At 64.8% G+C, this 12,714-nt stretch carries 12 protein-coding genes; 7 read left to right on the top strand and 5 right to left on the bottom strand.

The genetic code is table 11. From position 1 onward, the window contains the following. The 3 genes from JOZ76_RS02220 to JOZ76_RS02210 form a co-directional block, all read right to left on the bottom strand. On the bottom strand, positions 1-1,029 hold the full coding sequence (locus JOZ76_RS02220; protein WP_291696998.1) for an amidohydrolase family protein: 1,029 nt from the start codon (positions 1,027-1,029) through the stop codon (positions 1-3). Positions 1,030-1,234: 205 nt separating this feature from the next. Beyond that, positions 1,235-2,134 carry a LysR family transcriptional regulator gene (locus JOZ76_RS02215; RefSeq protein ID WP_291696997.1) on the bottom strand — a complete coding sequence of 300 codons (900 nt, stop codon included), beginning with the start codon at positions 2,132-2,134 and terminating at the stop codon, positions 1,235-1,237. A gap of 40 nt (positions 2,135-2,174) precedes the next feature. Next, entirely contained in the window at positions 2,175-3,341 is a 1,167-nt protein-coding gene (locus JOZ76_RS02210) for an acyl-CoA dehydrogenase family protein (RefSeq protein ID WP_291697017.1), read from the bottom strand. Positions 3,342-3,418: 77 nt separating this feature from the next. Between JOZ76_RS02210 and JOZ76_RS02205 the strand changes: the two genes are divergently transcribed. Then, positions 3,419-4,624, top strand: a complete 1,206-nt coding sequence (locus JOZ76_RS02205; RefSeq protein WP_291696996.1) for a CaiB/BaiF CoA transferase family protein — start codon at positions 3,419-3,421, stop codon at positions 4,622-4,624. Between the two features lie 6 nt (positions 4,625-4,630). Here the strand turns inward: JOZ76_RS02205 and JOZ76_RS02200 are convergent, their stop codons facing one another. Beyond that, positions 4,631-5,038 (bottom strand): carboxymuconolactone decarboxylase family protein, encoded by a 408-nt coding sequence (locus tag JOZ76_RS02200; RefSeq protein WP_291696995.1) that lies wholly within the window; start codon positions 5,036-5,038, stop codon positions 4,631-4,633. Positions 5,039-5,171: 133 nt separating this feature from the next. Here JOZ76_RS02200 and JOZ76_RS02195 point away from each other — a divergent pair, with 133 nt between their 5' ends. The 6 genes from JOZ76_RS02195 (at position 5,172) to JOZ76_RS02170 (ending at position 11,165) form a co-directional block, all read left to right on the top strand. After that, complete coding sequence (locus tag JOZ76_RS02195; protein ID WP_291696994.1) at positions 5,172-6,122, top strand: Bug family tripartite tricarboxylate transporter substrate binding protein; 951 nt, start codon at positions 5,172-5,174, stop codon at positions 6,120-6,122. Between the two features lie 27 nt (positions 6,123-6,149). Further along, the gene (locus JOZ76_RS02190; RefSeq protein WP_291696993.1) at positions 6,150-7,031 is read left to right on the top strand and encodes an NAD(P)-dependent oxidoreductase; all 882 of its coding nucleotides are present in this window, start codon (positions 6,150-6,152) and stop codon (positions 7,029-7,031) included. Positions 7,032-7,041: 10 nt separating this feature from the next. Further along, positions 7,042-8,016 carry a Gfo/Idh/MocA family protein gene (locus JOZ76_RS02185; protein WP_291696992.1) on the top strand — a complete coding sequence of 325 codons (975 nt, stop codon included), beginning with the start codon at positions 7,042-7,044 and terminating at the stop codon, positions 8,014-8,016. Further along, the gene (locus tag JOZ76_RS02180) at positions 8,006-8,761 is read left to right on the top strand and encodes a GntR family transcriptional regulator (protein ID WP_291696991.1); all 756 of its coding nucleotides are present in this window, start codon (positions 8,006-8,008) and stop codon (positions 8,759-8,761) included. The genes JOZ76_RS02185 and JOZ76_RS02180 overlap by 11 nt, the downstream gene beginning before the upstream one ends. Positions 8,762-8,848: 87 nt before the next feature. Next, on the top strand, positions 8,849-9,778 hold the full coding sequence (locus JOZ76_RS02175; protein ID WP_441299959.1) for an AAA family ATPase: 930 nt from the start codon (positions 8,849-8,851) through the stop codon (positions 9,776-9,778). A gap of 10 nt (positions 9,779-9,788) precedes the next feature. Then, positions 9,789-11,165 carry a vWA domain-containing protein gene (locus tag JOZ76_RS02170; RefSeq protein ID WP_291696989.1) on the top strand — a complete coding sequence of 459 codons (1,377 nt, stop codon included), beginning with the start codon at positions 9,789-9,791 and terminating at the stop codon, positions 11,163-11,165. A 147-nt stretch (positions 11,166-11,312) separates the two neighbouring features. Here JOZ76_RS02170 and JOZ76_RS02165 read toward each other — a convergent pair. Then, the coding region (locus JOZ76_RS02165) for a dipeptide ABC transporter ATP-binding protein (RefSeq protein WP_291696988.1) at positions 11,313-12,714 on the bottom strand (1,402 nt) is incomplete at its 5' end.

Here is a 12,714-nt window from a genome sequence, read left to right as displayed (position 1 = left end):
TCACTTGCCTCTTGCCTTGAGGGCCGCATCGAGCCGCGGGAACACGCGCCGCGCGTTGCCCTCATAGATCTTGTAACGGTCTTTCGCGCTTAAGGTCGGCGCCGCCTCGATATAGCGCTTGGTATCGTCGTAGTTGAAGCCGGTCTCCGGGTCGATGCCGCGCACCGCGCCGATCATCTCGCTGGCAAACAGGATATTGTCGACCGGGATTACGTCCGTCAGCAGGTTGATGCCGGGCTGATGATAGACGCAGGTGTCGAAGAAGATGTTCTTCAGCAGATGATCCTTGAGCAACGGCTTCTTCAATTCCTGCGCGAGGCCACGGAAACGGCCCCAGTGGTAGGGCACCGCGCCGCCGCCATGGGGAATCAGGAAGCGTAGCGTCGGAAAATCCTTGAACAGGTCCGCGGTCAGGCACTGCATGAAGGCGGTGGTGTCGGCATTCAGGTAATGCGCGCCGGTGGTATGGAAGCACGCATTGCAGCTGGTCGAGACGTGGATCATCGCGGGGATGTCGAGTTCGACCATCTTTTCATAGATCGGATACCAGTGGCGGTCGGTGAGCGGCGGTGAGGTCCAGTGGCCGCCGGAGGGGTCGGGATTGAGATTGATGCCGACAAAACCGTATTCCTTGACGCACTTTTCGAGCTCAGGAATGCAGGTTTTCGGATCTACCCCGGGCGATTGCGGCAGCATGGCAACGCCGATGAAATGGTCCGGAAACAGCTTTGAGACGCGATAGCAGAGCTCGTTGCAGATGCCGGCCCAGGTCGACGACACCTCGAAATCGCCGATGTGATGCGCCATGAAACTGGCGCGCGGCGAGAAGATGGTGAGATCGCTGCCGCGCTCCTTCATCAACCGGAGCTGGTTGCTCTCGATGGAGTCGCGAAGTTCATCGTCGCTGATTTTCAGCTCGCTGGTTTTGGGTTTTGCGGCGGGGTCCTTGATCCCGGCGATCTGCCGGTTGCGCCACTCCTCGAGCTGCTTTGGCGCGGTGGTGTAGTGGCCGTGGACGTCGATGATCACTGACCTCTCCTTTTCCGGGGAGGCGATGCGCCCCCCGCGTTTCCTCTTGTTATTGTTCAGCCCGCGGCGCGCGTTGCCTTGGTTTTCGGCCCAGTCTATCGGGTAGCACTTTGGCCCGCTGTCGGCGCTTTCGCCAGCGTCCGCCGCTTCTAACAGCTATTCCCGTTCGGCATGGGCAATTCCATTGAGCCATGCTGAAATTGGATCAAGCGGGAAGCTTCCGCGCCAGCGCCGTCAGGAGCTGCATGGTGCGCTGGGTCAGCGGCGTCGGGCGTTTATGGGCCGAGGTGACGAGGCAGAGCACGCTGGTCGGTGTCGGATCAACCAGGCGGCGGCTCGCGAGTTCCCCCGCCCGTGCGGACGCGGCAACCCCGCTCGCGGTCAAGACCGCATGGCCATAACCGGCGCAAACCAGCTCGATGATGGACGGCACGCTCGACACCTCCCAGGCGATATTGAGCTTGACGCCCGCGAGCGCCGCTTGCGTCTCCAGCAGCCGGCGCATTGCGTGCACCCGCTCCGGGACGATCAGCGGATAGTGCGACAGCTCCTGCATCGGCAGCGGCGCGGTGAGGCGCCGCTTGCCCCTGGCCGCATGACTGACGAGGCCGAGCGCCTCCTGCAGCAGCGGCACGATCTCCAGTCCGGGCTGCGCCTCCGGATTGTAGACCAGGCCGACATCGACCCGCCCGGTCGTGACCCATTCGACGATGTGGCTCGATAGCCCCTCGACCACGGCGAGTTTTGCCGCCGGAAGCTCCTGCTTGAAGCGGTCGATGATTGGTAATGTCATCTGCCGCCCGATGCTCGGCGGTAACCCGATGGTGACACGGCCGACCGGCTCGTCACGGCTCGCGCCGAGATCCTCGCGCGCATGGGTGACCAGCTGCAGCACCGCGACACTGTGATCGAACAGCCGCTTTCCGGCATCGGTCAGCGCCACGCCGCGGCCGTTGCGCAGGAAAAGCTGCTGGCGCACCTCGGTCTCCAGCGCCCGCACCTGGCGGCTCAGTGCCGGCTGCGCCACGTCGAGCGCCACGGCCGCCTTGCTGAAACTGCCCAGCTCGGCCACCTGCACGAAATATTCAAGCTGCTTGAGGTTCATGCGCTGCCGTGATGGTCCAACCTTTCGATGCGCCGCAGGATCAATATGATTTCGGCAGGCCGAGTACTTTTTCGGCAATGAAGCTGAGCGCCAGTTGCGGGCTGACCGGCGCGATGCGCGGGATCATGATCTCGCGCAAGTACCGCTCGACATGGAACTCCTTGGCATAGCCGAAACCGCCGTGAGTCATCACCGCCTGTTCGCAGGCCGAAAAGCCGGCTTCGCCGGCGAGATACTTTGCCGCGTTCGCCGCTGCGCCGCAGGGCATACCCCGATCATATTGCCAGGCCGCCGACATCACCATCAGCCACGCTGCTTCCAGTTCGACCCAGTTCTTTGCGAGCGGATGCTGGATCGCCTGGTTCTGGCCGATCGGCCGGTTGAACACGATGCGCGCTTTGGCGTAGTCGGCGGCGCGTGTGAGCGCGCATTTGCCGAGGCCGACGGCTTCGGCGGCGATCAGGATGCGCTCGGGATTCATGCCCTCCAGAATGTAGTGGAAGCCGCGTCCCTCCTCGCCGATGCGGTCTTCCATCGGGATCTCGAAATCCTCAAAAAACAGCTCGTTGGAGTCGACGACCTTGCGGCCCATCTTCTCAATCTCGTGGACCTTGATGCGCGCACGGTCGAAATCGGTATAGAACAGGCTGAGGCCATGGGTCGGAGTCTTCACCTCTTCCAGCGCCGTGGTGCGCGCCAGCAGCAGAATCTTGTGCGCGACCTGCGCGGTCGAGATCCAGACTTTTTGGCCGTTGACGATGTAGCGGTCGTTCTTGGCGACCGCACGGGTCTTGAGCTGCGTGGTGTTGAGACCGGTATTCGGCTCGGTCACCGCAAAACAGGCCTTTTCGCGGCCCTCCACCATCGGCGGCAGCATGCGGCGGCGCTGCTCCTCGGTACCGAACACGACCACCGGATTGAGACCAAACACGTTGATATGCACCGCCGAGGCGCCCGACATGCCGGCGCCGGATTCCGCGATCGTGCGCATCATGATCGCAGCTTCCGTGATGCCGAGCCCGGAGCCGCCATAAGCCTCGGGCACGCAGATGCCGAGCCAGCCTGCGTCAGCGAGCGCCTTGTGAAAATCATGCGGGAAGCCGCCCTCGCGATCCCCGTGCAGCCAGTATGCGTCGTCGAAGCCCGCGCAGATCTTTGCGATCGCGTCGCGGATCGCTTCCTGCTGCTCGGTGAGCGCAAAATCCATCCCGGTGCCCTTGATCTCGGCTTGATCTTCCAAGACTCTTCATACACCGATATCAGCGTCAGGGAGGCGCTTTTTTCATGGGTCCGCTGCGCGGAATAACCATCCTCGATCTCACCACCGTGCTGATGGGGCCCTATGCCACGCAGATCCTTGCCGACATGGGTGCCGACGTCATCAAGGTGGAGAGCCCCGAGGGCGACATCGTGCGCCAGCTCGGCCCCGGCCGCACCAAGGGCATGGGCGGAATGTTCCTCAACGTCAACCGCGGCAAGCGCTCGATCGTGATCGATCTCAAGCAGGTCGAAGGGCGCGACGCGCTGCTGCGGCTCGCGGCAAAGGCGAATGCGATTATCTACAATGTACGGCCCCAGGCGATGGCGCGGCTCGGCCTCGGCTATGAGGCGCTCGCGGCGGCGAACCACGCCATCCTCTATGTCGGCCTGTTCGGCTACGGCCAGACCGGGCCCTATGCCGCAAAACCGGCCTATGACGATCTGATCCAGGGCGCCTCGGGGATTCCGACCCTGATCGCAATGGCCGGTGACGGCACGCCGCGCTATGTGCCGATCACGGTCGCAGATCGCGTCGTGGGCCTGAAGGCGGTCAACGCCATTCTTGGCGGGCTGATGCACCAGCATCGCACCGGCGCTGGCCAGCGCATCGACGTGCCGATGTTCGAAGAGATGGCGGAGTTCGTGCTGATCGATCATCTGGGCGGCCTGACCTATGATCCACCGCTCGATCACGGCGGCTACGCGCGATTGCTGTCGCAGCACCGGCGCCCGTACAAGACCAGCGACGGCCATATCTGCGCACTGATCTACAACGACAAGCAGTGGAAGAGCTTTTTCGGCGCGATCGGCCAGCCGGAGATGCTCGAGCAGCCACGCTTTGCGACGCATGCCGCGCGGCACGCCCATATCAACGAAATCTATCAGGAAGTCGGGCGCATTTTTCTCACGCGCGCGACGGCCGAATGGACCGAGCTACTGGAGCGTGCGGACATCCCGGTCATGCCGATGCACACGCTCGAAAGCATTTTGGAGGACCCGCATCTCGACGCCGTCGGCTTCTTCAAGACAACGGAGCATCCCGTCGAGGGACGGATCCGGCAGATGCGGGTGCCGTCGACCTGGAGCGCGACCCAGCCCGAACCGGCCGGCCCTGCCCCGACCTTCGGCGAGCACGGCCGCGACATTTTGCGCGAGGGCGGGTTCTCCCCCGAAGAGATCGAACGACTCGGTCAGCAAGGGGCCGTTCAACTGCCACCCTCGCCGCGGTAAAGCCGCTCACGCGACTGCAGCATCGGCGGATCCGGCCGGACCGCTGCCAAAAATCTCCGCGGCGATCCGAGTCGGCTCGATCGCCGCGGGAATGCCGCAATACATCGCGACCAGCAGCAGGACGTCCTGCACCTGCTCGCGCGAGCAGCCATTTTTTAGCGCGCCCTGCGCATGCACCCTGAACTCGGCCGGCTTGCCAGAGGCTGCGGTGATGCCGAGCATGACCAGGCTGCGAATCTGGTCGGAAAGACCGCTGCGCTCCCAGACGTCGCCATAGACATAGGCGTTGATGATGGTCTGCAGCGGCGCGCCGAAGCTGCCGGCCGCCGCCATCCGCTTCTCGACCTCTTCCGTCCCGAACATCTGTTGTCGCCGCGACAGGCCCCGCGCGTAGAGTTCACTGATGTCCGCCATGTTCGCCTTGCCCTCGCATCGTCACGCCGCTACTTTATACGGACAAAAACCCGGCCGGTCGAGCCGTCGGTCCAGCCCAGTGCTGGGCCAATGGCCGATTTGCCTGTACAAATCTGAGCGGTAGGACGCGATGATGCGAAGGGCCGTCGTCGGCGTGCTCCTGTGGGTGCTCGGGATCGCTTGCGGCCTCGCCGAGGACTATCCCCAGCGCCAGATCAGGATCATCGTGCCGTTTCCCGCCGGCGCGGGCCCGGACCAGGTCGCCCGGCTGATCGGGCAGCACCTTCAGGACGCGTTCGGAGAGCCGGTAGTGGTCGAGAATCGCGCTGGCGCACTCGGCAGCCTCGGCGCTCAGCAGGTCGCGCACGCCAGTCCCGACGGCTACACGCTGCTGATGGGGACCAACACGACGCACGCCAGCAACGTCGCGACGTTGAAGGACCTGCCTTATGACCCGGTGAAGGATTTTTCTCCGATCATCCGTACCACCACGACCGCCATGGTGCTGCTGGTCAAACCTGAGTTTCCAGCAAAGGACCTGGCCCAGTTTCTCGACTACGCCAAAACGCATCGCAATCTGACGGCGGGCTACGGCTCCGGCGCATCGCAACTCTCCCTCGCCCAACTGCAATCGCGTGGTGGCGTGGGCCTGGTCGCGGCCTCCTATCGCGGCGTGCCGCAGGCGATGACCGATGTCATGGCCGGCGTGCTCGATCTCACTTTTGGCGATTTCTCGGTCGCGATCCCGCAGATGCAGGGCGGCACGCTGCGCGGCCTTGGCGTCACATCGCCCGACCGCAACGAGTTGCTGCCAAATCTGCCGGCGCTCGCCGAAGCCATGCCCGGGTTCGAGACCACGATCTGGTACGGCCTGCTGGCCCCTGCCAACACGCCCGAACAGGTCGTGAAAAAACTCTACCAGGAGACCGAGAAAATTCTCGCGGCGCCGGATACCCGGCAGCGGCTCGCCAAGGTCGGCGTGATCGTCGCGACGCTGCCGCCCGATCAATTTGGGGCTTTCATCAAAAACGAGATCGTGCGGTGGACCGCGGATGCCAAGGCGGCTGGGATCGAACCTCAATAGCATCAACTCAGAGAGAGTGTCGCAGTCATGAACGCCGATGCGCCTGTTGGAGTGATTGGGCTGGGGCTGATGGGCACCGCGGTTGCCGCGCGGCTGATCGAGGCAGGCCATCAGGTGGTCGGCTTCGACGTCGATCGCAGCCGCTGCGATGCCTTGGCCGCGATGGAAGGCAACAGCGCCGGCTCCGTCCGGGCGGTCGCCAAGCGCTGCCCGACAATCGTGATCGCTGTCTACAATGCAGCGCAGGTCGAGACAGTTCTTGACCAGCTTGAACAAGCGGACGGCGGCTTAAGGCCCCTGATCATCTGCACCACGACCTGCGCACCGGATGAGATCATCGCCATCGCCGCGCACGCGGCCCGCGCGGGTTTTGGCTTCGTCGAGGCGCCGGTCTCCGGCACCAGCGCGGAAGCGCGCGAGGGATCCGCCACCGCGCTCGTCGCCGGGGAAGCGCATGCGATCGAAGCGGCCACGCCCGTCCTGACCATCCTCTGCCCAAAACGCCTGCCCGTCGGCCATATCGGTGACGCCAGCCGCACAAAGCTCGCGATCAACCTGATCCTGCAGATCAACCGGACCGCGCTGGCCGAAGGCATTGCGTTTGCCGAAAGGCTCGGCCTCGATCCCCCCGCCTTCCTGGAGGCCGCCCGCCAGTCCGCCGCCTATTCCAGCGTGATGAACACCAAAGGCGCCAAGATGCTCAAGCGCGACTTCACGCCGCAGTCGCATATCGCGCAGAGCGTAAAGGATTCCGAACTGATCTTGCGCGAGGCGAAGGCGCGGGATCTGCACCTGCCGATGACCTCGGTTCAGATGGCGCTGCTGCGCGCCGCGATCGCGCTGGAAGGTCCGGACAGCGACAGCGCGGCGATCATTGCCGCGATCGACCGCGCGCGCGTCAAGCTCTGAGGACAAGAGGATGATCAATTGTGCGATCGCCGGGCTTGGACGCTGGGGCCGCGCCCTCGTCGAGGCCTCGCGCGCCGGTGGCCGGCTTCATATCGTGCGGGCGGTCGAGACCGAACTCGAACGTGCACGAGATTTTTGCAAAGCGCACGGGATCGCGCTGACCGACAGTTTTGACAGCGTCATGGAGGACGACGCCATCAAGGCCGTGCTGCTCGCCACGCCGCATTCCCTGCATCATGACCAGGTGATTGCGGCAGCAAGCCACGGCAAGCAGGTGTTTTGCGAAAAGCCGCTGGCGCTCCGCCGCGACGATGCGGCGCGCATGTTCGAAGCCTGCCGGAAGGCCAATGTCGTGCTGGCGGTCGGCCATAACCGCAGGTTCTGGCCGTCGATGCGGAGCTTGCGGGACATCGTTGCAAACGGCGAGCTCGGCACTATCCTTCATGTCGAGGGCCACAACAGCAACGAGAATTCCAACATCATCACGACGGGCTGGCGGCTGTCGCCCGAGGAATCGCCAGGCGGCGGCCTGACCGGGGCGGGCCTGCACGTGCTCGACGCCTTCATCAGCCTGCTCGGCCCGAGCAGCCAGGTCTATGCCCGGCTGCATCGGCGTGAGATCGGGCCACCGCCGCTCGATGCGGCGCTGCTCGCGATCGATTTCGCCAGCGGCGTCACCGGCACGCTGGCCACCGTGCGCGCGACGCCATTCTACTGGCGTGTTCATGTCTTCGGCACCCTGGGATCCGTCGAAGTGCTGGACGACGTCACGACGGTCATCCGCAAATCCGGACACGCTCCGGAAACCGTGCTTCGTCCACCGATCGATGTACTCGCAGCCGAGCTCGACGCCTTTGCCGACGCGGTCGAGGCAAAACAACTGTTCCCCGTGGTGAAGGCCGAAGTCCTTGCGACGCTCGCTGCCTTCGAGGCCGCGCTGCGTTCCATGGTGACGGGACAGCCCGAGCCCTGTCATGGCGCCTAAGACGCCTAAGCCACGCTCGTCGCGCTACCGCGACATCGCCACGCGGCTGCAGAGGGACATCCGCCTCGGCAAGGTCGAGGTCGGCAATCTCCTGCCGACCGAGACGGAGCTGATGGCGAGATATTCCGCGAGCCGGCAGACGGTGCGCGAGGCGCTGCGCATCCTCAGGGATCAGGGCCTGATCGTGCGGCGCGCGGGCCTGGGCTCCGTGGTGATCGCGAGCGAACCGCCGGTGCTGTTCACCCACAGCGTCACCTCGCTCGGCGAATGGCTGCGCTATTCCAACGAAACCTATCGTGATGTCGCCGCCACGCGGGATGTCGTTGCAGACCGCGCGCTTGCCGCGCTTCTGAAATGCGAACCCGGCAAGCACTGGTTTCTGATCGAGGCGATCAGGCGCGCCGACCAGTTCGCCGCCCCACTCGGCTGGACCGAGATCTATGTGCTGCGCAAGTTCGCGCCCGTGGTCAAGCGCAACGACCACGGCCGCACGCCGGTGCACGAGCAGATCGCAAAAATGTTCGGGCAGATCACCGAGCACGCCCAGATGGAAATTTTTGTGCGCGGCATGCCACCTTCGATCGCGAAGCCCCTCGGAGTCAAAACCGGTTCGCCTGCCCTCACGGTCATCCGCCGTTATTACGGCGTGCAGGACGAGCTGTTCGAAGTCACGGTGACAACCCATCCGGAGGGCCGGTATACGTACACGATGGACATGCACCGCGCGCTGCGGCCGCCACTCTAGGCCAGCGGCTATGGACATCCCGCGCGAACGCGCGTAGCGATGACGGATCATCACTCGGAGCTCACATTCGTGGCTGATCCTCGGCCCATGGCCTCGATCGAGGCGGTCGAAAGCGGCCTGGCTTCGCAAGGCTATATTGCGAGCCGGCAGATCGCGACCGCGGTTTACCTCTCGCAGCAGATCGCGAAGCCGATCCTGGTCGAAGGCCCCGCGGGCGTTGGCAAGACCGAGCTTGCGAAAGCGGTCGCTGCCTGGCGTGGGCTGAAGATGATCCGCCTGCAATGCTATGAGGGCCTCGACGAGGCCAAGGCGCTCTACGAGTGGAAATACGCAAAACAGCTCCTCTACACGCAGATCCTGAAGGACAAGCTCGGCGAAGTGCTCGGCGGCGCCGCCACGCTGCATGCGGCGCTCGACCAGCTGCACGATTTCGGCGACGTGTTTTTTTCCAAGGAATTCGTCGAGCCGCGGCCGCTGCTGCAGGCATTGGAGCAGGAAGCCGGCTGCGTGCTGCTGATCGACGAGATCGACAAATCGGACGCCGAGTTCGAATCGCTGCTGCTCGAAATTCTCTCCGACTTTCAGGTCACCATTCCCGAGCTCGGCACCGTCTCGGCGGTGGTGCCGCCCACCGTGATCCTGACCTCCAACAGCGAGCGCAATCTCGGCGATGCGCTGAAGCGGCGCTGCCTGCATCTGCATATCGGCTTCCCAGAGCAGAAGCTGGAAGAGCGCATCGTCGAAAGCCGCGTGCCCGCCATCGCACAGGTCCTGCGCCGGCAGCTGGTCAGTTTCATCCACGACGTCCGCACCCTCGACCTGAAAAAGCAGCCCTCGGTCAGCGAGACCATCGACTGGGCGCGGGTGCTGGTGCTGCTGCAGGCTGCCGAGCTCGGCCACGACGTCGTCAAGGATACGCTCAATGTGCTTTTGAAATACGAGTCCGACGTCGAAGCAACCTTGCCCCACGTGACGACCTTCGTGGCCAAGGCGCTGCGCCAGAACGTGTTCGGCTGAAGGGCGCGCGATGCAAGAAAACCTGCATCGCTTCTTCCGCGCGGCGCGCGGCGCCGGCGTGCGCGTCTCGCCGGCCGAGAGCATCGATGCGATGCGGGCGGTGGCCAGCGTCGGCATTTTCGACCGCGAGGTGCTGCGCGACACCTTTCTGCTGACGCTCGCCAAGACCCAGGACGAGAAGCGCGCGCTCAGCGACTGTTTTGACCTGTTCTTCGCCGCGCCGGCGCCATCGCAGCCGGCGAACGGCAACGGCGAAGCGGATCGGGCGGCCGCGGCCGAAGCCAGCAGTGAGGCCGATGCGAGCAGTCCCGGCGGCGGCGGTTCGTCGAGCGAAGGCCTCGGTCCGCTGGCGCAAATGCTGCTGGCGCAGGATCGCGCCGCGATCCAGGCCGCGATCGCGACCGCGTCGAATGCGACATCGCTCTCCAGCATCCGTTTCTTCACCCAGCGCGGCCTGTTCTCGGGCCGCATCCTCGACGCCATGGGCATTGCGCGGCTGCGCGACGACCTCGACGTGCTGACTGCGGACAACCCGGCACTGGCCGAGCGGCTCGCGGCGGCGCTGGAGGCGCTGCGCGAAAACGTCCGCGACGCGGTTTCCCAGGCGCTGCTGCTCTACGGACGCGAAGAGGCGGAAAGCCTGCGCAACGACATCCTGCGCAACGCCCCGCTGTCCCGGATCGAGCCGCGCCAGGTCGAGGAAATGCGGGCGCTGATCCTTAAGATCGCCCGCCGGCTTCGCGAGCGCTACAGCAAGCCGCGCAAGCGCCAGCGTCGCGGCCATCTCGACGTGCGCAGAACCCTGCGGCGCAATGCGGCCTGGGGCGGCGTACCGTTTCTCACCGCCTGGAAACGCCGGCACCGCGACCGGCCCAAGATCGTCGCGCTGTGCGACGTCTCCGGGTCGGTGGCGCGCGTGTCCGATTTCTTTCTCCTGCTGATCCACAGCCTGCACGAGGTGGTGTCGGACGTGCGCTCCTTTGCGTTTTCCGGTCACCTGATCGAGGTCAGCGAGATTTTGCAGACGAAGGGCGCCGACGAGGCGATGGCCGAGATCATGTCGAAGGTCGGTTTCGGCTCGTCCGATTACGGCTCCTCCTTCGCCGATTTCGAACGGCAGGCGATCGACGCCGTGACGCCGCAAACCACCGTGATTGTGCTTGGCGATGGGCGCAGCAACAATCTCGATCCCGGCGCCGACATCGTCCGCCGCATCTCGGAGCGCTGCAAGCGCCTGGTCTGGCTCAACCCGGAGGGCCGCATGAGCTGGGGCTGGGGCGATTCGGAGATGCTGCGCTACCAGACCTTTTGCACCGTGGCGCGCCAATGCGCCACCGCGCAGCAATTGGAGCGCGCCGTGTCGGATATCGTGGCGGCGTATCAGTGATACCGGCTCGTCATGCCCGCCCTTGTCGCGGGCATCCACGTCTTGGCCGCACGCTGAGTAAGACGTCGATGCGAGGTCAGTCGCATCATATTTCGCGTACTCCCGGATGTTCATCCGTGCTTCCACCCTCCGGTCTTTTCTTGTCGCTCAGTCGCCGCGGCCGAACTCCTGGTGGCGCCCGGGCGCCGCCTCGAACAGCGCCCTTGTGTAGGGATGTCTGGGATTGGCGAACACGTCGGCGGTCGCGCCCTGCTCGACGATGATCCCCTTCTGCATGACCGCAAGCCGGTCGCAGACCTGCGCGGCCACGCGCAGGTCATGGGTGATGAACAGCACGGCGAGATCGAACTGCCGCCGCACCTCGTCGAGCAGCTTTAACACCTGCGCTTGCACCGAGACATCGAGCGCGGAGACCGGCTCGTCGCCGATCAACAGATACGGCTCCATCGCGAGCGCGCGGGCGATGCAGATGCGCTGGCGCTGGCCGCCGGAAAACTGGTGCGGGTAGCGGTCGAGCGCATCGGGCGACAGATGCACGGTCGACATCAACGCCCGCGCGCGCTTCAGCGCAGCGTCGCGCGAGACGCCGAAATTCATTGGCCCCTCGATGATCGCCTCGCCGACCGTCCGGCGCGGATTGAGCGACCGATAAGGGTCCTGGAACACCATCTGGACGCCCCGCCGCAGCGGGCGCATCTGAGCTTCCGAGAGCGCGGCAATGTCCCTGCCTTCGATCGCGATCCTGCCGGAGGTCGGATCGACCAGGCGCGCGATACAGCGTGCCACCGTCGACTTGCCCGAGCCGGATTCGCCGACGATGCCGAGCGTCTCGCCGCGCCGCACCTCGAGCGTCACGTCATTGACCGCGTTGACCACGCGCGCCCGCTTCTGCCAGAAACTGCGCTTGCCGTAGGTCTTGTGAAGACCAGTCGTCGCCAGCGTCACCGCGCCGATTGCCGGTGCACGCGATGGTGGGATCATGCTCGGCACCGCGGCCATCAGCATACGCGTGTAGGGCTCACGCGGCCGCCGCAGCACGTTTTCGCGCGGCCCTTGTTCGACGACGCGGCCAAACTGCATCACGACAACACGGTCTGCGATCTCGGAGACCACGCCGAAATCATGGGTGATGAATAGCACGCCCGTCTTCTTGCGCGCCTGCATCTCGCGGATCAGGCTCAAAATCTGCGCCTGGGTCGTGACGTCGAGCGCGGTGGTCGGCTCGTCGGCGATCAACAGCGCAGGATCGAGCACCAGCGCCGCCGCGATCATGATGCGCTGGCGCTGCCCACCCGAGAGCTGGTGCGGATAGGCATCGATCATGTGCTCGGGATCGGGGAGATGCACCGCACGCATGATTTCGAGCACCCGCTCGCGACGCCCTTTGGCATCAAGGATGGTGTGGATCTCGAGAATCTCGGCGATCTGGTTGCCGACCCGTTCCACCGGGTTGAGCGCCGTCATCGGCTCCTGGAACACCATCGCCATGCGGTCGCCGCGCAGCGCGCACAGCCGGCGCTCGCTCGCCCCCACCAGCTCCTCGCCGGCG

This window comes from Bradyrhizobium sp. (assembly GCF_019244115.1).
Classification (GTDB): Bacteria; Pseudomonadota; Alphaproteobacteria; order Rhizobiales; family Xanthobacteraceae; genus Bradyrhizobium.
Note: the sequence above shows the minus strand (reverse complement) of the source record. Positions and strands in the feature narration are given on the sequence as shown.